This is a genomic window from Palleronia sp. LCG004 (genome assembly GCF_032931615.1).
Taxonomy (GTDB): domain Bacteria; phylum Pseudomonadota; class Alphaproteobacteria; order Rhodobacterales; family Rhodobacteraceae; genus Palleronia.
The window spans coordinates 1,397,575-1,418,490 of record NZ_CP136759.1 but is presented as its reverse complement, the minus strand read 5'-3'; the positions used below and the strand labels follow the sequence as shown (position 1 = coordinate 1,418,490).

The following is a 20,916-nucleotide window of genomic DNA, read 5'->3' as shown; positions in this document are numbered from 1 at the left end:
CGCTCCCAATTGTGTTGATGTGTCAGTTCGCGGACGCACCTGCGAAGGTCGCGTCGTTCAGGTTCTGCGCCTGAATTATCCGCTTTGGGGTCACGACCTCGCCAAAGCGGGCCGTGGCCGCCATGTCCTTGAGGCCGGTGCCGGTGATCGTGCAGACGACGGTCGCGTCGGGGTCGATTCGCGTCTCGCGCGACGCCTTTAGAAGAGCGGCTGCGGCATAGGCGCCCTGCGGCTCAGCGAAGATGCCCTCGCGCTCTGCCAGAAGGGCCTGGGCCTCGAGGATGTCGGTATCGGTGACGAGATCGAGCTGGCCTTCAGTCTCGGCGATCGACTCCGCGGCCCAGTCCCCGTCGAGCGGGAGATAGTAGTCGCCGCTGACGTATGGCTCCTCGTGCAGTCGGTTGATAGGCGCATGCTCTTGATCGGAGCGCTGCGCGCCCGTCATCCGGGGCAGCCTGTCGGCGAGCCCCATCTCGCGAAGCTCCTTGAACCCCTTGGTGACGCCGCCGAGCAGGCCGCCACCGCCGACACAGCAAAAGACTTCGTCCGGAACCGAACCAAGTTCTGCGGCAAGCTCGAAGGCGATCGTCTTCGTGCCCTCGACCATGAAGGGGTTGACGGGCCGGGCCGACACCATCGGCATCGCGCCATTGGCTTCGCAGAAGGCGCGCATTCCAGCGAAGAGCTCCCAGTAGGCACGCATCTTCCCGGGGCCGGGCGCAGGGATATGGTAAAGCTGCGCGCCGTAGACGGCGATCTGGCGCAGCTTGGCTTCCGCGGTGTTCTCGGCGACCCAAACATGGGCCTCGGCACCCGCCTTTGCGCAATAAGCCGATAGCGCATTACCGACGTTTCCGCTGGAAATCGTCGCGTACAACGTCTTGCCCCAGAGCCGGCCCATGCTCAATGCCACCGACATCTGCCGGTCCTTGAAGGACCCTGTGGGGTTCGACCCTTCCAGCTTGAAGAAAAGGTTGCGCAGACCGAGCTCCCTTGCGAGCCGTTCGCTGCGGACGAGGGGCGTGCTGCCCTCGCCCAGGCTGACGGCACGGTCCGCGTTGAATGGCGCGAGCACGGCGGAAAAGCGCTTCCAGATCGATCCGGCCTGATTCCAATCCTGGGCGAAGCTCTCCGCTGCCGCCTCGAGATCGACCTCGACGCTCAGTTCCCCCCCCGTTGCGGGACAAGCGAAGAGAGGTCCCATGGCATAACGCTGGCCCGTTTCCAGGCTTCGCAACCAGCCCTTGTCGGCGGCAGCGGGTTCAGCCCAGTGCGCATTGGAGCTGCTGTCGTGCATCGGTTAATTTCTCCGCTTAGGGTCGATCGCCTGGCCCAGCCCGTCGCCGAGTAGATTGAGCGAGAGTACGGTGAGCGCGAGCGCGAGGCCCGGATATATCATGAGCCAAGGTGCAGTGCGGTAGGTCGCGCGCGCCTCGCCGAGGATGTTCCCCCAGCTCGGATCCGGCGGCTGCAGGCCGAGACCGACGAAGCTCAGCCCCGCCTCGCCCAAGATGGCGTATGCAAAGAGGAAGGTCTCCTGCACCATGAGCGCAGGAAGCACGCCCGGCAGAATGTGGACGAAGAGGATGCGGAGCCGAGAGGCGCCGATCGACTGTGCCGCTTCGACGAACGGCTGGGAGCGTATCACCAGCGCCTCGCCCCGGACAATGCGGGCGGTCCGGGGAATGTAGACCAGCGACAGCGCGAAAACCACGTTGAGCGCGGTGTTCCCGAGGGCGGCCAGGATTGCTAGGGCGAGGAGCAGCACGGGGAATGCCATCAAAACATCCATCGACCGCATCAGCGGCCCGTCCAGGCGGCGGGACGTTCCGGCGAGGACACCGATTAACGTCCCTACGAGGGCCGTCACCACCATCACCAGCGCACCGATCATCACGCTGCTGCGGCCGCCGTAGACGATCCGCGCCAGCAGATCGCGCCCCATCGCATCGGTCCCCAGCAGGTGCTCGGAGCCCGGCGGTGCGAGGATGGCCGTATAGTTGAGCGCCAGGGGATCGAGCGGCATGAAGAGCGGCAGGAACAGGATCGCCCCGAGTACCAACAGAAACAAGGTGGCGCCGGCGACAAGTAGCCTGCTTCCAAGCAGAACCGGTGCAATAGCGGAGAAACGTTTGTTCCAAGCCGCCAACATGCAGACTACACCCGGGCGACCGCGATCGCGGTCATCTCGACGCGCAGATCCGGATCGGCGAGCCGCGCCTCGACGCAGGCGCGTGCCGGTGGATGCGCCGGATCGATCCAGGCATCGTAGACGGCGTTCATGGCGTCGAAGTCGACGATGTTCGGCAGGAAGACATTGACCGCAATGAGATCGGACTTCTTCGCACCCGCCGCGGCGATCAGGCGCTCGATCTTACCGAGAACCTGGCGCGTCTGCTCGGTGATAGAGGCCGTCGTGTCCTCCGCGATCTGCCCCGCCACGTGAACCTGTCCGCCGCTGATCACGGCTTGGCTCATCCGGATGCCACTGTCGATGCGCTTAATGCCCGGCTCTGCGGCGACTGCAGTTGATTTCGTCACTAGATATCTCCAAATATTGTCCCGTATAATGGACAGCTTGTCTACAGATGAGGCTAGCCAGCCAATGGTGTCCGTGCAAGGCCTCTGTGAAGATGTTGCCGAAAGCGATTGAGGAGCAGCGAACGTGGCGGATGGTGAAAACGGCAGAGCGCGCGGAATCGACAGGGCAATCTCGATTTTCGAACATCTTCGCGAAGTGCGCAGACCGATGCCGATCGGGGCGCTGGCCAAAGCGTTGAACGCGCCTCGCTCGTCGATCTACAGCCTTATCTCACGGCTTACCGAGGCGGGGATTCTCGAGACCAATGGCGATGGAGACATCTTCTTCGGGCGGCAGGTCTACTTCTACGCGGACGCCTACCTGGAGTCGCAGCCGGTGACGCGACTCGGCCGCGACGAAGTCATCCGCCTCAGCCGTCAGTCGGGAGAAACGGCACAACTCTGCGTCCTCGTGAATAACAAGTACACGGTCGCCTTCATGCACCCTGGCGCCAGTCTCTTCCGGATAAGTTCTGAGGCCGGTGTCATCGTTCCGATTCCCTGGACTGCCTCGGGCCGGCTTCTTCTCGGAGGTCTCAGCGATCACAAGATCCTTGAATTGATCCCCGAGGAAGACTTCCGCCTCCCCTCCGGAGAGGTCCTTGACCGACAGAATTTCCTCGATCAGGTCCGCGAGGCACACCGCCAAGGCGTGACGGAAACTTCAGGTCTGTCGGATCCCTTCACCACCTGCCTCGCCGCGGCGATCCGCGAACGAGACGGCTCCCCCGTCGCAACGCTGTGCTTCATGGTCCCAGCGACGACCGATCGCCGGCGCAAGGACGAACTCTTGGAGGCCTTGGCGGCGAGCGCGCAAGGGCTTAACGCGGCGCTCGGCCGAGGCGTCACCTAACCCAAGCAACCAACAGAATGGGCTCATGCCCACACATTAACTCGCCCATATGCTAAAAGACGGCGATCTCGGGGTCATTTGCAGGAGAGAGCGAAATCCTACGCTAAGGTCGAGGCGGCTCGCCGTGGGTTCGCTCACGCCTCCGGTTTGGTCATGACCAGCACACCGGCCGGCTCCACCTCTCCTACGTGTACCGCCAGCACACGCCGAACCACGCCTCCACGGACGAGGGGACCCACCTCGGCGCCGCCGACCTGGTGCTGACGACTGACGACTTTACGGTCGCCGAAGGCACCTACTGGACGCGTAGAAGCTGGCAGACTGGCCGGAACACCGCGGGCACGCTGGAACTGTCCAAGCTTCAGGGCCGGCAGCTAACAGGCAAGTCCCTCCGGTCTTATGCGGCGGAGCACAAGGCGAAGCTTGTCGGAGACGCCGACGCGTAGACCTACTCAGCTAATTTAACACTATTAATAATAGTGTTCACCACAGCGTCCGCTGCTCCGCGCCATGTCTCAGCAAAAGCAGGGCCGCCGGATCGGGGCAGGGGACCGATCGATGCTTCCTCTTTGAACATTTGTCGCGCATTCTGTTCACATCAGCGAAATGCGCCTCCACGATACCGCCGGGAACCGGCTCTACCTGAACGCCGGGGAGCGGGCCGCCTTCCTTGCCGCGGCCCGCCGCCAGGGTGCCCGGGACCGGACGCTCTGCGAGACGCTGCATTGGACCGGGTGCCGGGCCTCGGAGCTTCTTGAGATCACGCCGGCCCGCGTCGATCTCTCGGGAGGTACGATCACGATCCGCAGCTTGAAGAAGCGGCGGGATGCGGCAGGCGCGCCGTGCCGGTCCCGCCGGATTATGTCGATACGATGAACACCGCCCACCGGCTTTGCAAGGCGCAGCGCTCCCGCAAGCGGGCGGCGCTGCCGATCTGGCCGATCGGCCAGGTGCGGCTCTGGCAGATCGTCAAGCCGGTCATGGTCGAGGCCGGGATCCCAGACGCGCCTCACAGGAGCCCAAAGGGCCTGCGGCAGAGGTTCGGCATCAATGCCACGGTGAACGGAATTCCACTCCACATGCTGCAGAAGTGGATGGGGCATCCACAGCTCAGCGCCACGGCGATCTACGCAGATGCCGTGGGCAAGGAAGAGCAGGATATCGCGGCTAGAATGTGGGGATAGGGATATGCAACCGGCCGGGATCGCGCCCGGGGCTTACGGCCGTAAAACCGTGTCGGACGCGTTCGGAGACGGGCCCTTTCCCAGCAGAAAGCGACCCTAGGCCTTCGGAATACTTCGTCTTGCAGACCATCGTTGGAGTTCCCGTAACACATCCCAATGCAGTCGGGGGTAGTCATGCCAGCAAGACCGCGGCAAGCTGGTGCCGCTTACCTGACTGTTCGCTTTCAAGGCCGATCCTATTTGCAAAGGAAAGATTATAAGATGCTGAGAACCCTGATAGCCGCGTCGTTCTGCATCATGCCGTCAAGTGTGTCGGCGCAGACGATGAGTGCGGAGGATATCGCGCGCCAGATCGACGAGCGGATGAAAAACCTCAACCCCTACGAGGAATTGCTCCAGGATCCCGACCCGAGCAGACGTGTGGCGGCGATGCAGATCATGCTGGAATCCGGCGACCGTGACCTTGTGCGAATCGCCACGGAATACGGGCTGATGGCGGAGGACGTGGTGGTGCAGAAAGCGGCGCTCGCTGGCCTACTGGAATCCGAGCCCGTCCTGACGATGATGCTGGACGCTTCTGATGCAGACCTGCGAGGCTGGACCAATACTTTGGGTGGAACCGCAACACCCGAGGGCTTTCATTATTACCGGTTCGATATGACCGGCTATCTCGAGGATGAGCTGTGCTATGCGCAAAGCAAGGCACCGAGTTCTTGCTTCATCACGCTCAATAGCGACGGGATCTTTGTGGAATTTAGGAGAGGCACCGGATCTGATTTTGCACGCGGCAAGATGCAGATCACGACGGATGGTCGTCTCGAAGGACCGTTGAATCTTGACGGAGTAAGTGAACCCGTCACGGCGTCCATCCGGCTCTTCGAGTGACGCCTAGCCGCCCTCGGCCGTGACTGATGAGATCGCGATCAGGCCGGGGGACCACGCATCGAAGACATGCATGCGGAGGCGGGTCATCGGTATGGTGGTGGATGCGGGTCCGGTATCTAGGACGCCGTCCAGCCCCATTTCGAGCCGCTTCCAGTCGCGAAAGCGGGTCCCCTCGGAATCGACAGCATATCTCAACAGCACCGATTTTGGCAGACTGTACCCCTCGCCCACGGGCGAGGTTACCCGCAGGCGTCCAACCCGGACCAGCGCGCCTGCATCGAGCGCGAATTCGAACATCATGTCGCGTGCGGGTGCGAAGACGAAAGTGCCGTCTCCGATCATGTTCTCGGGCGCGTGGCGGGGATTGTCGGGAGGCACGCTACTGGAGACGAGTCGCATGGAGAGGCCAGGCCGATCGGCATCGGCGGACGGGGCGGTGGCACGGGCGAACGCGGTGGCCTGTTCCCCGAGATAGCGGGAGACGTTCATGCGGATTTCCTCGCTGCGCATGAATTGCGCGCGGGTGGGATCGTCGGAGGTAATTGCCATGCCGACGGGCTGTCCCGCGGCAAAGGCGAAGGCCCCGGAGGTCCCTTGCGCAATGGAGTCGCCCGCTTCCTCCACCAGACCGGTGAACGTCAGATACCCGCGGTCCTCGATCCGGAGAGGCAGGCGCTCCTCTTCGCCGGTCCCTCCGAGGCGCAGGAGCTGAACGCGGGTCGCGGCCGCATTGGTACGGTCCGGGTCGAGGTCGTCGAGCTCGGCAGTGCACCGCTCCTCGATCGCACCTCGCAGAACGGCGAGGGCGAGGTCGATCCCGTCCCAGAAGGGGGCGATCGTCGTTCCGGTTCCGGTAACCACGGGAGCAGCGCTGGTTACCGAAATGCGGGGAAAGGCACCCGCCACATGGCGCGGCAGGACAGCATAGCAGGTGCCTGCGCGCGAGAACATCCAGCCGAAGCCGCGCTCCCCGAGCCCGTTCTCGACCGCGACTGTCTGGGCAAGCGAAAAGCTGGTCAGACCAAGAAAAGCGGTTAAGATCGCGATCATGCGTTTCAATAGCCAAATCATCGCGGTTCTGTCCCTTCTGGTCGCCGGCACCTCTCCGACGCTTGGTCAGGAGCTTACACCCTTACCCGAGCGCTTCAACGAAACGGTTCTGCGCGCGGCCGAGATTTCCGGTGCCATCGTGGCGGGCATCCAGATGCGCGAGGCGCCATCGGACGAACTCGTGGTCAGCGCGCACATCCCGGCCGAATGGGCCGGCGCGCATGTCTGCCTGCGTGCGACAAGCATCGACGGCCGCTATGTCGCTGAGGGTGAATACCTCGTTGCCGACCCATGGGCGGGTGGCACCATGTCGGTCGCCTACGAGAGCCAATATCCCGAATTGCTGGCGGCTCTCTCCCAGGATCAACTCGGCGTTCGGATCAACCGGGGGAGCTGCGATCTGGAAGCCAGGGAGGAGCTGGCCATTACGAACTGGAATGCGAAAGGGGGGGAAGAGATTGATATCCTCCTTAACTCGTTCCAGGCCGAGATGGTGTTCCTCTATGTAGGCGATGCGGCAACGCCGATACGCTGCACGCCGCTCGACGACCTGCAGCCCCTGGCATTCGATACGGAATGCCGGATTGGAGAAATTCCGTCGGGTCCGGTTACTGTGGAGATCATACGCGTTGTGGGGCAGAAGCCGATGCCCCCGACCGAGCTCACCATCTGGTTTGATGAGTCCTAGGGAAGCGCTCGCGCGAATACCCCCGATCATCCTCGCGATATCCTTGTTGATCGCGGTAATGATCGCCGCCCTCTGGTCGGGTCAGCGAACCTTCGTACTCGATGCCACGAGCGGTGGGATCGAGATAACGTTCGCCGGAAAAGCCGATGGCGAGGCGGTTTCGTCCAGTGCATGGCAGCTGCGTGACGTCACCGTTTGCCGTTTACGTAAGGTGCCCGATTTGCGGGCGCGGGCGACCGGCGAAGGGTCTTGCCCGGACACCCTCTACGAGATCACGACGCGTGACGAACTGACCGTGGAATGGCCCGCAGGCACCCGCCTGGTGCTCGAAGGCGGGACCGCCCGCGGGCTTGTGATACGAGTTCTCGGCGGTGGATCGGAAAGCTTTCCCGCCGATACCGTTTTTGTGGTTCCCGTGGAAGAATGGGTCCGACGCGGACCTTTGGTCTTCGCGGGCACAGCGATCGTGGGGGGGGCGGCCAATCCCAACGTCAACACCTTGCTTCTGTCCGGAAATTGGGAGGCGCGGCAATCGAGCCTTGCCGCCATGCCTTTCCGTGACACGACGGATATCGTGAAATCGGGCCGACTGACGCACGGCACACGCGCTACGTTGATGAACGGAAAGACCCCAGCGCTGGTCTACGGCTACATTACCCCGTCACGCAACGACGGCATCCTGGAGATCGCGCTCGTGTCGGAGCCGGGTGATATTGCTTTGAGCATCGCCCAGTACGGCACCGCGCGTGCGGTCGTGCTGAAGCCGGACCTGATCGATATGCTGCTGTCGAACCCAGTGCTCGTGGCGCTGGCGATCATCCTCGCTCTTACCGAGCCGACCCTGTCATTGTTGAACCTTCTCGGTTTTAAAACCTCGAGGACGCTCAAGGATAAAGGCCATAAATAGGCGCTTCGGCCCACAATGGCGGCGGACCGGAAAGATGGGGAGGTCACTGCATCGGGCCGTTGGCGGAAGAGTATGAAATTCTGCGCTAAAGCCGAGAACGGTCGTTCAAGCAGCGTGCGGCAAATGACCGGAATGAGCCCACACTGACCACTGCGCGGCAGATCGTATTTGCAAGTGCAGCGAGGCACTCCTCGTCGCGACCGGCCCTTAGCCGCCGTTCATCGAGAAGTGCCTCGCGGCAACGTGGCTTCTCCACACAGGACATTCGCCGCGACCGTGAGATCGATGCCGGGTCGAACTCACACTATGCGGGACCTTCCTGCCGTTCGCCGCACCCGCAAAAATTACCCTACAAATATTGTAATATTTGGGAGGAGGGCGGGGAGCCGACCTTAGCCGCGGGTGCGAGCACCGCGCGTTCTTACGATCTGAGCGGATATTCAGCCTGACTTGCTCCGCCGGATCTCGGTTGATTGATGCTGAGGCCGGGAACCAACTGTTCGCTGCGGGTGCGAATGCCCCTGACCGAGGAGCCGCTTGAGGTGCAGACCGAGGCTTGGCTAATGAAGCGTATCGCCGTCTGCCCCAGCGGCCATGCGGCGGAGGCGGCGGTCTTCGATCCCACTATCGCGGCAAGCGGCGAGCCGGCCTGCAGGGACCTTGCCCAAGCCACCCGCATCGCGCTTTCCATGGAAACCAATCTCGGCCTGGGTGCCGACCATCCGCTGGTCCACCGCAACGTCGATCCCGCGGGGCATCCGCCGCTGCGGGACGGCGATTTCCTCGACCTTAGTGATGCACGGCTCCAGGCGGCCACGCAGATGGCGCAATGCTTCGTTGAGGCGCCTCGCAACCGACTTCTGCAGCTTGCAGACGCTCTCGAGACTGCAGGCCCGCTCGACGCGGGCGAAATCGCCGAAATCTTCGATGGAGGGAAGGGCGGGATAGAGTGCAATCCGCAGCCATCGCGATAATGGCCGCAAGCATCGTCCGGCATTCGCGACGAGGCTCCCGCTGCGCGTCTTGGCGGCTGCCGCCAGCATCGCATCAGTCTCCAACCCCGACATCACAGCCAGCCATCACCGCTTAAGAGAGGTTTGTCCCATGAGCATCAGCATCGCCGCCGACGGCAGCGCGGGCCGTTTGGACAAGGAGCTCAAGCGCCCGCACCATCTCGTAGCCAACGTCGAGTGCATCTGATCGACCCGTCACCCAAATCCAACCATTGCACATGTCAATTAATACTCAAATATCGGACACTACCTATTTTCCTCAAGGCCGTCACGTTTGACACGGCCAGATACAGATAGCGGAGCCTCACATGCCCCATGGCGCACACTCCGGCCCTTACGGCCCTTCCATCGCTCCGGATGGTTTCGAGCACGAACCTGACGCTACAGCCGGCTACTGGAGCCATCAGGCCAAAAACACCTTGCCGCCCCCCGACTTCATTGGCCCCTATGCCCGGCACCGCCCGCTCCCCACGCCCGGCGTGGAAGACCGGAGAGCCTGGATAATCGGTGGCGGAATTGGCGGGCTCGCCGCAGCATTTTACCTAGTCCGGGACGGCCATATGCCGCCCGCCCATATCACCGTTCTTGAAGAGATGGATATCGAAGGCGGCTCAATGGACGGTGCCGGCAACCCCGAAGACGGCTACCTTATTCGGGGCGGCAGGGAGATGAACTGGAACTATGACACGCTGTGGGACATGTTCCAGGATGTCCCAGCCGTAGAGCTTCCTGAAGGCTATTCGGTATTGGATGAATACCGCCTGCTGAATGACAACGACCCCAATTATTCCAAGGCGCGTCTGATGCGCAATCAGGGTGAAATCGTTGATTTCACTGATATGGGGCTGACCCACTCCCAGCAATGGGAAATGATCCGTCTGATGCTTAAGAGAAAAGAAGACCTCGATGATATAGCCATTGAGGAATACTTCTCCGAAGGTTTTCTGAGCAGCAATTTCTGGGCGCTGTTCCGCTCCATGTTCGCGTTCAAGAACAGTCACAGCCTTCTGGAAACCAAGCTGTACATGCACCGCTTCCTGGATTCCGTTGACGGTTTCGGGGATTTGTCAGCCCTCGTTTTTCCCAAGTACAATCAATATGATACCTTCATCAAACCGCTGGCGGACATGCTGCGCCAAAAAGGCGTGCGCTTTCAGTTCGGCACGCGCGTGCAGGATCTGGAGCTAAGCGAGACCGGCGCCCAGAAGACCGTGACAGGCATTGTCTGCACTGTCGCAGGTCAGCCGCAACGACTGGAGGTTGGGGACACCGATCTTGTCTTTGCGCTGACAGGCTCGATGACGGAGAACACGGCCTATGGCGATCTGGATACTGTGCCCCAACTGACGGTCGGACGACACGAGCCCGGCCAGGACAGCGGTTGGACGCTCTGGCGGAACCTGGCGGAAAAGTCAGATGTGTTCGGCCATCCCGAGAAATTCTATGGCGACACCGACCAGTCGATCTGGGAGTCCGCCACCCTGACCTGCAAACCCTCTCCGCTTGTCGACAAGCTCAAGACGCTTTCGGTCAATGACCCGTATTCGGGACGCACAGTGACAGGCGGCATCATTACCTTCACAGACTCAAACTGGCTGTTGAACGTGACGTGCAACCGTCAGCCCCATTTTCCCGATCAACCTGAAGACACGCTTGTCTTGTGGGTCTATGGCCTCTTGATGGACCAGCCGGGCAATCATGTCGGCAAGACCTTACCGGAGTGCACAGGACGCGAGATTCTCAGCGAACTCTGCTATCATCTGGGGATTGCAGACCAGATCGATGATGTGGTCGCCAACACCAAGGTGCGTACCGCGCTGATGCCCTATATCACGGCGCAATTCATGAAACGCGCCGCCGGCGACCGGCCCCGGGTCGTGCCGGAAGGATGCACGAATCTGGGCCTGATCGGGCAATTCGTCGAAACCCGCAACGACATAATATTCACCATGGAGGCCTCTATCCGCACCGCCCGGATCGGCGTCTACAAATTGCTGAACATTCCCAAGCAGGCGCCCGACATCAGCCCAACCCAGTATGACATCCGCAATCTGCTCAGGGGGGCGCGCGCCCTGAATAGCGGCAAGCCGTTCCTGGGCGAGAGGTTGCTGCACCGGTTGCTGGATCGGACGTACTATGCGCATATCCTGCCGCCCTTGCCTGAACCCGAGACCCAGCGTGGTGAAGCCTTCGAGGCCGAAGTCGATACCCTGGCCGCCAAAGGCGGTGACGCGCTGAAGGCCCTAGGGAGCTGGATCAGCAACGTCCGCAAAGGCTTCTCGAGCGAATGACCGCTGATCCCAGAGCCACAGACAGAAGACTCTCGCCATGACAGGTGCCGCCCGTCGACTGTCGCGACAGGAACAGCAACAGCGCACACGCGAGTGTCTTCTGAATGCGGCTGAAATGCTGTTCGCCGAAGGCGGCGTCAATGCGACTTCGCTTCGAAACGTATGCGAGCAGGCCGGGTTCTCGCAGGGGGCTTTCTATTCCAACTTCGCGAGCAAACAGGACCTTTTGCTCTCGGTTCTCGAACGTCATATCGAACGCGAAGCGGCCCTGCTGCAGTCTCTGGTGAAATCGGTGTCAAGCGATACGCTTGATCACGCTCTGGAAGGGTTTTCATAGCACCTCACGGCCATCGCGGAGCAAACACAATGGTCCCTATTGGCGATCGAACTGCAATTGCAGGCGCAGCGTGACGCCGATTTCGCCGCTCAGTGCGCTCACGCGCGCAACACTAGCTATGACGCCCTAGCCTCAATTCTGGAAACGCTGAAAACGCGCTTCGAGCTGAGTTATCAGTTTCCAACACGCCAGCTTGCGATCAGCCTCTGCGCGCTGTGGTCCGGACTCGTGCTGTCTCGGGTCGGGGGTGAGAGCATATCTCGCGCCGACTTACTTCTGACCCATTTCAGAGGATCGGCGGCCTCTACCAAATCTTTGAAGGGTTGAGACGGCATTGGTGCCGAGAGCTAATCTTTCGCCTCCGCCGGGGTTCGCAAGCGCAGCGAATGTCGGCTTCGACGGGCGCGCCGCAGCATGCTGAGCCGAGGCTGAAGGTCGGCTCCGGGCCGTGAGCAATGGACGTGGCCATTCAGTGAACCGTCTGTCCTGTCGTGTCGCTGCAGGTTCGTTTCAAGCTGTGACAGCAATCAATGAAGCGATCTCCGGCCCGCCGAGACTTCACGGCAACGGTCTCTGGTGCGTCTCGGAACAGCTACTGCCTAGGTCAGTTGTCCCAGCGAGAAGAGGGCTCCGCGTTATGCAGAACGGTCCTGATTTCGCATACTTGAAACGTTTGGGAAGAATATGTGCCGCATCCTTGCCTATATCGGTCCGGAACTGCCCCTCGAGAGCCTGCTACTGTCGCCAGAGAACAGCCTCATCAACCAAAGCTTGGATCCGGAACTACACCCGCACCTTCAGTTGGCAGGGTGGGGGTTCGGCGCTTGGAGCGAACATCTCCTGAAGCCTGAAGAACCCTTCCTATACCGACGGCCCAAGGCCGCGTTCTATGACGACAACGCTGAGCGGATCATTCCGAGCCTTCAGGGCAGTACAATGCTCGCACATGTAAGAGCGTCTTCCTACAATGCCAAGGTCGTCCAGGCGGATGAAAACTGTCACCCGTTCGCCTTCACCGGAACACCTTGGATCATCGCGCAAAACGGCGGACTTCCGAATTGGCAATTGCTGCAGCGGGAGCTGTTGCCGCACTGCCAAGACCGGTATCTCAAGCAAATGCGCGGCACCACGGATACAGAGTTTCTCTATGTCTTGCTTCTTTCGTTGCTCGAAGGCGACAGCGACAACGAAGTAAAAGAAGCATTCGAAAAGCTGCTGAAGCTCATTTGCGCGGCAATGAACACGCTCAATCTTGCGGACCTGACCAAGCTGAAGATCGCACTTGTCGCACCGAACAGGATCATCGGCGTCAACTATGGCTGTGGCTACGATGGAGAGACGGACGTTGCGGGCGACTGGAAGGACTTGCGTAACCCGGAATCGAAAAATCATGACTCTTCACTGTCGATGTTGCTGGAGCCGCTGTACCTACTGCTTGGCCAGAACTTCCAGGACTACGCCAACTCCTACAAGGTCGACGCATCTGCGGAGGGCGAGGCCGCATCCGCCATTTTTGCATCCGAGCCTTTGACCGAAGACGGCGAAGAGTGGTTGCACATTGAGTTCGGCGAGATCGTGATGCTGAAAAGATCGGACGGAAAGATCTCGAAAACCGTAAAGACACTGAACTTATGAATTTGCACGAGCGCTCGCCTATGTCTGGCCCGGTTAAAAGGATGGCGATCAGTGACTGACCGATACGCCAATTTCGCAGAGCTTGCAGCCGAGCTCGAACGGGGCACCGACTATCGTATTCGCAGCGAGGATCGCGGTTCGCCTGTCGTTGTTATCGCACCGCATGGGGGCACGATCGAACCCGTGACAGCGCAAATCGCGGAAGAGATTGCCGGAAACGATTTTTCTTTCTACACATTCGAAGCATTGAAGGCCGGGGCACATGGCGATTTCCACATTACCTCGCATCGTTTTGATGAACCCGTGGCGCTCGACCTTGTGGGTAGGGCCGAGATCACGGTGGCGATCCACGGGCGAAAAGACGATGGAACCGATACGGTCTGGCTTGGGGGCCGCGCGGCCCTGTTGCGCGACAGGATCGGCGCGTCTTTACGGGAAGCTGGCTTCGAGGCCGAGTTGAATACGATCCTTCCTGGTACCCATGAAACCAACATCTGCAATCGGACGCGCTCCAGGACAGGTGCGCAACTCGAACTGCCGAGATCACTTCGCAGACGGTTGGCGGAAGACAGGAGCGATTTGAGGAATTTCTGTTCGGCTATTCAAGACGGTATCCGCATGACGATCTGAGCGCTCGAAAGAAGATACCCATGGGGTCAGTCGTAATAACACGACGAGGTTACGGAGGCATTTCTGAACCTCTGCAGCCGAGAAACCTTACGAATGGCCGACGTACTACGCTCTGCGAGCAATGAACTCACCGATTTAACGTGCAGCGCAGAAACGGCCGCCGTCAAGAAATCTGCACGGTAGCAAAAGAGCCTTTTGCGAAAGTCGGCTCTGGGCCGCCCGCGTCAGCCAACTGAGTTTCTAAGGACACTGATAACTGAGACATTAGGTCGTAGGCGAGACGCTTGCTTTTTGCGTGAGTGTGTAGGGCAATCTTAGGCTTGAGCTGGTCGAAATCACATATTCAGCGGAGCTAAGCTAGTCTTTACCGGATCATTTCAAGATCTCTCCGGTGCGGATCGCAACATGGACGGCTTGGGCCGTAGTGGTCACGCCGAGGCGCTTGCGGATGCGGCGTAGATGATTCTCGATGGTTCTTTCCGACAGGCCAAGCGTGCCGGCGATCTCGACATGGCGCCGGCCGACGGCAATCCATGTCAGAACTTGCCGTTCCCGATCCGTCAGCGCGGTGGCAACCGCCTTGTTGGGCCCTTCCAGTCGCTCCCGCATCGCGACAAAGGCTGCGCGCGCGACGACCTCTATGGCCAGCCGGGTGTGAAATGACGTGTCTATGCGCAGGCCGCCGAGGCTTATCGCTCCTTCCAGACCTGCCGGGCCGAACACCGGCACCTGAAGCCCATGGACGCCCGGCCCCCGCGGATGCCGCGCTATCCTGTAGCGTTCACCCTCCGGATCCCGCGTCTTCGACCAAAAGAACGGCTCTCGGACCTCGGTGACATGCCGGTTGACCGGGCAGCGGCGCACATATGCATCCGCATCGACGAATGAGCCATCGTCAAACCAATCGCCTTCAACCCAGTAGATGCGGTCGATGGGATCCTCGGCATTGGCGGACGCGGAAAACATCAGGAAACGGTCATAGCCCATCGGGGCTGAGAAATCTCGAACCAGCGCGCATAGCCTGTCCATGCTTTCTGCGCCCGCGCATGCGCGAGCGCAGAGGAATGCACTCTCTGCCTGGGCAGAGCGCAGCATCAGCTCGACAACTCATCCAAAAGGGCCTTGGCAGCCAATTGGCCCAAGGCATTGCCGGCAAGGGGGCTGTCCCCGGTCAGCAGCTTTCCATCCTGGTGAACCGCCCCTGTGATGTCGTCGTTCATCAGCTCGAACCCCTTGGCCTTCAGCTCCTCCCCGAATTTCCAGGTCAGGTGGCCCGGCATGTAGCCAATATCGGGCGTCTGCGCGTCGAGCGAATCCGGGAATGCGCAGATCTTCCGCCCACTATAGAAATCGTCATCCTCGACGGCCAGGAACGCGGCAGGGCCATGGCACAGGGTGATGACAAAACGGTCCTCGGCCGCAGCCCATTTCAGTACGGCCGAGACATCCTCGCTTTCAGGCAAGCCGATCAGCGCGCCGTGGCCGCCCGGAATGAAGATGGCGGCGTAATGCTGCAAACCCTCTGCGATCACATTCGAAAGCTTTAGCGGCTGTTTGAACCGGGGATGGTATTTCGCAAACAGGCCTTTGATGTCCTCATCCTCGGACGGCATCGCCCAAAACTCGAACTTGACGGGGTTCCCCGAGATCGTGGCAACATCGAAATCAAACCCAGCCCGATCGAGATGGAACATCGGCGCGAGCGTTTCGACTGGATGATTGCCGGTCGAGAAAAAGCGGCCGTTGTCGGTCAACAGATAGCGTTCATCCGCTCCGATCATCAGGATCTTTTTGTTGCCCTCATAGGGCTTTGGGTAGTCGGTGCCCGACAGATCGGATTTGGGAGATGTAAACTGGCTCAAAGAATAGGCCGATGGGAAAAAGGCGTTTTCTTCTGCGGGATCCGGTTGCGGGGTCTTGTCGTCGCTCATGATACAATCCTTCTTTTCTTACATTTGAGTAGAGTAGGAGCTATCCAACGAGTCTTCGATGAGGGATTTCCCTCAACGGCGTGAGATACTTTCTTGCTGAGGGCGCAAGGTGTGAATAGCCGAAGGTCCGGTATGGAGCAGCCGCGCTGCAGCGACGCTCTTCCTAGTGAATGTCGGTTGAGGGCCGCTTCAAACTTTGAGCTTGTATCCGATATGGGTCGGCTCGAACCCCAGTCGGTCGTAGAACCGATGGGCATCGGGTCGGGCCTTGTCGGTGGTCAGTTGAACTAGCGAGCACCCCCTCGATCTGCATTCGTCTATGGCCCATGTGAACATCGCCTCACCTAGCTTGCTGCCCCGCCGGTCGCTTGCGATCCGTACCGCCTCGATCTGTCCGCGCCGGGCGCCGTTGCGGGCAAGACCCGGGATGAAGGTCAGTTGCAGGGTTCCGACGATCTGCTGCCCGTCCTCGACCACGCAGAGGAACTGATTTGGATCGGCATCGATTTCGTCGAAAGCATTCTGGTAGCACGGCCCGACATCTGGCGACGCAGTTTCCCGCGACGATCCTGGTACGTCGTCGGCCAGCATCGCGACGATCGTTCCCACGTCCGCTTTCGTTGCCCGGCGGTAGAGAATTCCATCCATGAGACGACCCCACTCTGCTCTATGGCGATCTGCATATACCGCGATCATGGTGTTCGGAAAGATGCGCGGTCAGACCAGCGCAGAAAATGCGCTGTCCAGCACGGTGTAAGTTCGGCGCTTCCTAGATGTCGCAATTGCAGCGAATGGCCGGTTCGGTAGGCCACGCTGCGGCATCAGAAGTGTAGATGAGGGGCGGCTAAGGGCCGCGAGCGTCGGCCGCCGCTGCCTGCCAAGCGCATGACCCGTCGCGCCGCCGCATGTCTGCTTCGAGCCTAAATTAACGATTGCTTTGACTCAACCGCTTGGTCACATGGGGAAGTAAGCCCACATGGGATGCCGCCGAGGAAGCCCCGGCACAGATTCATCCTTTTTGCGGTGCAACCGAGCCGGTTTTGGCGTAGTTCATTACGGCTATCGAGCGGAGGCAGGCATGACGCAAAATAACAGAACGGCTATCGTGACCGGAGGGCTTTCGGGCATGGGCCGCGCCATAGCAGACCGGCTGGTCCGCGACGGAAATCACGTGACTATCGGTTCGAGGCGTGGCGATGATGAGGAGGCCGTTCGTGCGGTCCTCGGTCCGCTAGAAGAGCTATTAAACGTCGCGCCGCTCGACGTACGGTCCGGCGAGAGCGTAGAAACTTTCGTTGCCGAAGTCGCGGAGCGGCGTGGGGGGGTGGATATCCTCGTGAACGCCGCCGGCGTCTACGAAGAAGCGCCCGTCATCGGCCATTCCGACGATGTCTGGGAAAGCCAGATCGACACGAACCTTTCCGGGACGTTCCGCATGATCCGTGCGGCAATGCCGCATATGAAAGCGGGAGGTTGGGGGCGCATCGTGAACCTAGCCTCCATGGCGGCACATACCGGAATGGAGAACAACGCCGCCTATTGCGCGTCAAAAGCGGGTCTACTCGGTCTTGGACGCTGCGTGAGCCTTGAAGGCGCAGCGCATGGTATCACATGCGTAGCGATTAGCCCCACCTGGGTCGAGACCGAAATGCTCCTGCAATTCATCGAGGCCGACATAGAGGCGACCGGCAAGCCGCGTGAGCAAGTCAGGACCGAGTATGCCGCCTCGAACCCGCAGAAACAGCTTGTCCAGCCCGAGGAGATCGCCGAAATCGCCGCCTTTCTTGTCAGCGACGCAGCGCGCGCGATCACCATGACGGATTATCAGGTCAATGCGGGCTCACCCTGGTAGGCGATGGCCCGAAGCTCCAGCAGTGCGCGCGTGTCGCTGATCGCCTCGTAGGGCGTGTCCGACAGGCGCGCCCATGCCGTGCGGGACGCAGCGGTGTCGAATGCCGCATCGGCGTGGAGGATCCCAGGGGTGGCTGCGACGAGCCGTGCGACGCCGGGCGGCAGGTCAACCGCGTCGAGCCAGTCGGCCGCAACCATGCCGCTGGATGTGTCGGGGGCGATCTCGCCAGCCATCAGATTGTAGAACGACGCGCTGCACCCGGTGATCGGTCCGAGTAGGAAAGCCGCCGCCGCGGTCACGTCGATCATCGGAAAACGAAGGCCGCGCGGCCATGCGCCTGCCCGCAGCGCGGCGGCGAGTAAGATCTCGCAGATGTCGCGCGGATTCGGCGCGTTGAGATCATAGAGCGAAGGCAGACGCACGATTGCGGAGGGAATACCGGAGTCTACAATGGTCTGTTCGGCCGCGATCTTGGCGGTGCCGTAGCCGGTGATGCCCTTCCAGCTGTGCGCTGGACCCTCGGGCCAAGGGCCGCCGTGATTGGGAAAGACCGCGTTCGAGGACGAAAAGCGCAGATCCGCCCTGGCCGCCCGACAGAAGGAGAGGATCACCTCCGTGCCGCGCGCGGACCATTCGAGCATCTCGGCCTCACCGATGGCCATGTTGACCACCGCCGCGCAATGCACGACCGACGTGACCGACGAAGCCAGCGCCGCGTAGGCGGCCTCGTCCAGCCCGAAACGAGGGGTATCAACCTGGCCGGATACCATAACGTAGCGATCCGGTGCGACGCCATGGGCACGTGCGGCCTCGTCCAGACGGTCCCGCGCATCCCGCCTCTTGTCGCGCACGAGGCAATAGACGACATGCTCCGGCGGCAGATCCCGACTTGCGCGGCCGAGGACATTCCCCCCTAGAAAACCCGTCGCGCCGGTGAGCAGGATGCCCGGCCGGTCGAAGCGTTCTGGACCGCTGGTTGCGTCGGGCTTTCGTCCTAGAAGCTGTTCGAGCCTATCGAGGGGCACGTTCATGACCAGATCGAACCCGACGGGACGGCCGAGGATCTTTTCTAGCCGCAGCATCATGGTGACGCACATGAGTGAGTCACCGCCAAGATCGTGGAAGCTGAGCGCGGGATCGATCCGATTGGGTGCGATGCCGAGGGCTTCGGCCGCCGCGGCGAACACCACGTCGTTCGTCGAAGCGCTGCCGCTTTCGGCGTCCGCCGTATCGTCGATGACAGACGGCAGTGAACGCGGGTCTGCCTTGCCCGAAACCGGATGAAGCGGAATTGCCTCCATCTGTACGAGGTAGGCTGGTACGCAATAGGAGGGGAGGACCTTGCGCAATTCAACCGCTAGCGCGGCGGGCATCCGGGAGGTGCCGGGCCCCAGCCCCCATTGTTTCTGGTTCCTGGAAATCTGCCTTGAGGTCGCAGTGTGATAGAAGACAAGCGACGGTCCCCGGCCCTCGACCGTGCAGACCCAAGGGACGGCCTGCGAAAAGGCGAGGTAGGCCTGCATCGCCTCAGTCAACTCCCGTGTCTGGATCGAGAAGCCGCGCAGTTTCAGCATGTGCGCGATGCGGCCCTTGATGTAGAGGGCACCGTCGGTGTCGAGCCACGCCTCGTCGCCAGTGTCGTAAAGCCGAATCTTGCGGCCCTCAAGACGGAGCACGCGGAACCGTAGGCGCGTCTCTTCCGGACGATCGACGTAGCCCGGTCCCAACATGCGCAGCCCCTCGAAATGCAGGCGGCCAACCGTGTTAGGGGGACACGGCGCGTCTGCCTCGTCGAGTATCACGGCGCGCAAGTGCTCCATCGGCACACCGACCGAAACAGGCCTGCCGCCTGCAGGTGCCGTCAGCCGAGAAATGCTCACGTCGTGGGTCTCGCAAATACTGTAGAGGTTCCACAGCTCGGCATTTGGGACTGTTCGTAGCGAAGCCCTGATGAGGTTGTCGCTTACGACCTCGCCGTTGAGCACGATGCGCCGGAGCGGCAGAGTGACGGCTGTCCTTGGCTCCAGTGCCGACAGGAAAGTTTCGTAGAAGGATGGCGTGAACAGCATCTCGTCGATTTTGTTACGGATCAAGAAATCCGCCAAGCGGCGCGGAGCCATCAACGTTCCCGGGTCGGGAAGCCATATCTCTGCTCCGTGTCGCAGCGGACGGAACATCTCCCAGATTGCAAAGATGTATATGCCGACGCGATACTCAGGCGCGTATGGCGTATAGGCGTCGCGCCAGTCGTAGGAGAGACAGGCCGCGTCATGCGTGACGGGGATACATTTCGGCCGCCCGGTCGTGCCAGAGGTCGCTACGAGGTAGATCGGCCGGTCCGGGGCGATCTTAGCGGCGCGAAGCGGTTCCGAAGGCGCGGCATCGAGATCGGCCAGCAAGGCGTTCGCGTCCAGTGTTTCGCAATGCCCGGGTAAAAGGCCGGGAGCGACGGCCTCGCAGGTGACGATCAAGTTAACGCCTAGCTCAGCGACGATGTTGCGCAGTACCGCCTGCGGCATCGCGGTATCGAGATGAACGAAAGGCGTGCCGCGGATGACGCAGCCGGTGGCGCTTGCCGCCATCGCAATACCGGGCGCGCCGAGGATGCCCACGACCTGCACGCCGCGAAGGTGCGGCGCGATATGTTCAACAAAGCTGCCCAACTGTCCGTAGGATAGGGACCGTCCGTCGCCGCCCGCCATAGCGAGCGATCTCTCGTGGGTCCCGATGGCCCGTACGAGTTGCATGGGAACGGACCGGTGTTCAAGCATGGCAGTCGCTTTCTTCGCTAGGATCCGACGGCAGCTTGCAAGCGTGCCAATCGGCATCTCTTTTCCCGTCACGCTGAACCGATGACAATACCCCTTAGGACCCAGCGTAAGTAGACCACGGCACTCCGGACGCCTTGCGCGGCAGGTAGCATGAGGCAGGATACGGCGGACGTACCCCGGTCCCGAGAGGCTGAAGCAAGCGCCACAATAATGCTGCGCGAGGTCGTCAATGTCTGCTTGAGGAAACCGCACCGCGGCGGCGGAGCCATTCGCGAAAGTCGGCTCTGGGCCGCCCATTGAGGGCGGCCC

Annotated in this window: 20 protein-coding genes; 12 read left to right on the top strand and 8 right to left on the bottom strand. The window is 61.1% G+C overall.

The features are described from left to right. Nucleotides 1-22 precede the first annotated feature (22 nt). The 3 genes from RVY76_RS06800 to RVY76_RS06790 form a co-directional block, all read right to left on the bottom strand. The gene (locus RVY76_RS06800) at nt 23-1,297 is read right to left on the bottom strand and encodes a pyridoxal-phosphate dependent enzyme (protein WP_317376627.1); all 1,275 of its coding nucleotides are present in this window, start codon (nt 1,295-1,297) and stop codon (nt 23-25) included. 3 nt (nt 1,298-1,300) lie between these two features. Then, nucleotides 1,301-2,071 carry an ABC transporter permease gene (locus RVY76_RS06795; protein WP_317376626.1) on the bottom strand — a complete coding sequence of 257 codons (771 nt, stop codon included), beginning with the start codon at nt 2,069-2,071 and terminating at the stop codon, nt 1,301-1,303. 86 nt (nt 2,072-2,157) lie between these two features. Next, nucleotides 2,158-2,541 (bottom strand): RidA family protein, encoded by a 384-nt coding sequence (locus RVY76_RS06790; RefSeq protein ID WP_317376625.1) that lies wholly within the window; start codon nt 2,539-2,541, stop codon nt 2,158-2,160. Between the two features lie 124 nt (nt 2,542-2,665). Between RVY76_RS06790 and RVY76_RS06785 the strand changes: the two genes are divergently transcribed. From RVY76_RS06785 to RVY76_RS06770, 4 genes are all read left to right on the top strand, one after another. Then, on the top strand, nt 2,666-3,433 hold the full coding sequence (locus tag RVY76_RS06785) for an IclR family transcriptional regulator (RefSeq protein WP_317376624.1): 768 nt from the start codon (nt 2,666-2,668) through the stop codon (nt 3,431-3,433). A 606-nt stretch (nt 3,434-4,039) separates the two neighbouring features. Further along, complete coding sequence (locus RVY76_RS06780) at nt 4,040-4,309, top strand: tyrosine-type recombinase/integrase (protein ID WP_317376623.1); 270 nt, start codon at nt 4,040-4,042, stop codon at nt 4,307-4,309. Then, a complete protein-coding gene (locus RVY76_RS06775; RefSeq protein WP_317376622.1) occupies nt 4,306-4,617 on the top strand; it encodes a tyrosine-type recombinase/integrase in 312 nt (103 codons plus the stop codon). The genes RVY76_RS06780 and RVY76_RS06775 overlap by 4 nt, the downstream gene beginning before the upstream one ends. A 261-nt stretch (nt 4,618-4,878) precedes the next feature. Further along, the gene (locus tag RVY76_RS06770) at nt 4,879-5,502 is read left to right on the top strand and encodes a hypothetical protein (RefSeq protein ID WP_317376621.1); all 624 of its coding nucleotides are present in this window, start codon (nt 4,879-4,881) and stop codon (nt 5,500-5,502) included. A gap of 3 nt (nt 5,503-5,505) precedes the next feature. Here the strand turns inward: RVY76_RS06770 and RVY76_RS06765 are convergent, their stop codons facing one another. Next, nucleotides 5,506-6,552 carry a hypothetical protein gene (locus RVY76_RS06765; RefSeq protein ID WP_317376620.1) on the bottom strand — a complete coding sequence of 349 codons (1,047 nt, stop codon included), beginning with the start codon at nt 6,550-6,552 and terminating at the stop codon, nt 5,506-5,508. Here RVY76_RS06765 and RVY76_RS06760 point away from each other — a divergent pair. The 7 genes from RVY76_RS06760 to RVY76_RS06730 all read left to right on the top strand — a co-directional run bounded on the left by RVY76_RS06760 (nt 6,551) and on the right by RVY76_RS06730 (nt 14,053). Then, nucleotides 6,551-7,240 (top strand): hypothetical protein, encoded by a 690-nt coding sequence (locus RVY76_RS06760; RefSeq protein ID WP_317376619.1) that lies wholly within the window; start codon nt 6,551-6,553, stop codon nt 7,238-7,240. The genes RVY76_RS06765 and RVY76_RS06760 overlap by 2 nt on opposite strands. Nucleotides 7,241-7,298: 58 nt before the next feature. Further along, nucleotides 7,299-8,147: a hypothetical protein gene (locus RVY76_RS06755; protein WP_317376618.1), complete on the top strand. Its 849-nt coding sequence runs from the start codon at nt 7,299-7,301 to the stop codon at nt 8,145-8,147. 515 nt (nt 8,148-8,662) lie between these two features. Further along, nucleotides 8,663-9,121 carry a hypothetical protein gene (locus tag RVY76_RS06750; RefSeq protein WP_317376617.1) on the top strand — a complete coding sequence of 153 codons (459 nt, stop codon included), beginning with the start codon at nt 8,663-8,665 and terminating at the stop codon, nt 9,119-9,121. A gap of 347 nt (nt 9,122-9,468) precedes the next feature. Then, nucleotides 9,469-11,451 carry an oleate hydratase gene (locus tag RVY76_RS06745; RefSeq protein WP_317376616.1) on the top strand — a complete coding sequence of 661 codons (1,983 nt, stop codon included), beginning with the start codon at nt 9,469-9,471 and terminating at the stop codon, nt 11,449-11,451. A gap of 37 nt (nt 11,452-11,488) precedes the next feature. Then, the gene (locus RVY76_RS06740; RefSeq protein WP_317376615.1) at nt 11,489-11,788 is read left to right on the top strand and encodes a TetR/AcrR family transcriptional regulator; all 300 of its coding nucleotides are present in this window, start codon (nt 11,489-11,491) and stop codon (nt 11,786-11,788) included. 684 nt (nt 11,789-12,472) lie between these two features. Continuing rightward, the gene (locus RVY76_RS06735; protein ID WP_317376614.1) at nt 12,473-13,423 is read left to right on the top strand and encodes a class II glutamine amidotransferase; all 951 of its coding nucleotides are present in this window, start codon (nt 12,473-12,475) and stop codon (nt 13,421-13,423) included. Nucleotides 13,424-13,474: 51 nt separating this feature from the next. Then, on the top strand, nt 13,475-14,053 hold the full coding sequence (locus RVY76_RS06730; protein ID WP_317376613.1) for a poly-gamma-glutamate hydrolase family protein: 579 nt from the start codon (nt 13,475-13,477) through the stop codon (nt 14,051-14,053). Nucleotides 14,054-14,425: 372 nt separating this feature from the next. Here RVY76_RS06730 and RVY76_RS06725 read toward each other — a convergent pair whose 3' ends face one another. From RVY76_RS06725 to RVY76_RS06715, 3 genes are all read right to left on the bottom strand, one after another. Next, nucleotides 14,426-15,148 (bottom strand): PA1136 family autoinducer-binding transcriptional regulator, encoded by a 723-nt coding sequence (locus RVY76_RS06725; RefSeq protein WP_317376612.1) that lies wholly within the window; start codon nt 15,146-15,148, stop codon nt 14,426-14,428. Next, nucleotides 15,148-15,984: a glyoxalase III HchA gene (hchA, locus tag RVY76_RS06720; RefSeq protein WP_317376611.1), complete on the bottom strand. Its 837-nt coding sequence runs from the start codon at nt 15,982-15,984 to the stop codon at nt 15,148-15,150. Before hchA ends, RVY76_RS06725 begins: the two co-directional genes overlap by 1 nt. Before the next feature lie 189 nt (nt 15,985-16,173). After that, complete coding sequence (locus RVY76_RS06715) at nt 16,174-16,575, bottom strand: GNAT family N-acetyltransferase (protein WP_317376610.1); 402 nt, start codon at nt 16,573-16,575, stop codon at nt 16,174-16,176. A gap of 487 nt (nt 16,576-17,062) precedes the next feature. On the opposite strand from RVY76_RS06715, the gene RVY76_RS06710 reads away from it, so the two are divergent. Further along, nucleotides 17,063-17,836 carry an SDR family oxidoreductase gene (locus RVY76_RS06710; protein ID WP_317376609.1) on the top strand — a complete coding sequence of 258 codons (774 nt, stop codon included), beginning with the start codon at nt 17,063-17,065 and terminating at the stop codon, nt 17,834-17,836. Here the strand turns inward: RVY76_RS06710 and RVY76_RS06705 are convergent. After that, complete coding sequence (locus tag RVY76_RS06705) at nt 17,809-20,904, bottom strand: AMP-binding protein (protein ID WP_317376608.1); 3,096 nt, start codon at nt 20,902-20,904, stop codon at nt 17,809-17,811. The genes RVY76_RS06710 and RVY76_RS06705 overlap by 28 nt on opposite strands. Between the last annotated feature and the right edge of the window lie 12 nt (nt 20,905-20,916).

Bases quoted from the DNA above. Each gene is read 5' to 3' on its own strand.
- RVY76_RS06740 (WP_317376615.1), top strand. From the start codon at position 11,489: ATGACAGGTGCCGCCCGTCGACTGTCGCGACAGGAACAGCAACAGCGC.
- RVY76_RS06765 (WP_317376620.1), bottom strand. From the start codon at position 6,552: ATGATCGCGATCTTAACCGCTTTTCTTGGTCTGACCAGCTTTTCGCTT.
- RVY76_RS06710 (WP_317376609.1), top strand. From the start codon at position 17,063: ATGACGCAAAATAACAGAACGGCTATCGTGACCGGAGGGCTTTCGGGC.
- RVY76_RS06725 (WP_317376612.1), bottom strand. From the start codon at position 15,148: ATGCTGCGCTCTGCCCAGGCAGAGAGTGCATTCCTCTGCGCTCGCGCA.
- RVY76_RS06750 (WP_317376617.1), top strand. From the start codon at position 8,663: ATGCCCCTGACCGAGGAGCCGCTTGAGGTGCAGACCGAGGCTTGGCTA.
- RVY76_RS06715 (WP_317376610.1), bottom strand. From the start codon at position 16,575: ATGCTGGCCGACGACGTACCAGGATCGTCGCGGGAAACTGCGTCGCCA.
- RVY76_RS06745 (WP_317376616.1), top strand. From the start codon at position 9,469: ATGCCCCATGGCGCACACTCCGGCCCTTACGGCCCTTCCATCGCTCCG.
- RVY76_RS06775 (WP_317376622.1), top strand. From the start codon at position 4,306: ATGAACACCGCCCACCGGCTTTGCAAGGCGCAGCGCTCCCGCAAGCGG.
- hchA (WP_317376611.1), bottom strand. From the start codon at position 15,984: ATGAGCGACGACAAGACCCCGCAACCGGATCCCGCAGAAGAAAACGCC.
- RVY76_RS06760 (WP_317376619.1), top strand. From the start codon at position 6,551: ATGCGTTTCAATAGCCAAATCATCGCGGTTCTGTCCCTTCTGGTCGCC.
- RVY76_RS06705 (WP_317376608.1), bottom strand. From the start codon at position 20,904: ATGGGCGGCCCAGAGCCGACTTTCGCGAATGGCTCCGCCGCCGCGGTG.
- RVY76_RS06770 (WP_317376621.1), top strand. From the start codon at position 4,879: ATGCTGAGAACCCTGATAGCCGCGTCGTTCTGCATCATGCCGTCAAGT.
- RVY76_RS06735 (WP_317376614.1), top strand. From the start codon at position 12,473: ATGTGCCGCATCCTTGCCTATATCGGTCCGGAACTGCCCCTCGAGAGC.
- RVY76_RS06755 (WP_317376618.1), top strand. From the start codon at position 7,299: ATGATCGCCGCCCTCTGGTCGGGTCAGCGAACCTTCGTACTCGATGCC.
- RVY76_RS06800 (WP_317376627.1), bottom strand. From the start codon at position 1,297: ATGCACGACAGCAGCTCCAATGCGCACTGGGCTGAACCCGCTGCCGCC.
- RVY76_RS06780 (WP_317376623.1), top strand. From the start codon at position 4,040: ATGCGCCTCCACGATACCGCCGGGAACCGGCTCTACCTGAACGCCGGG.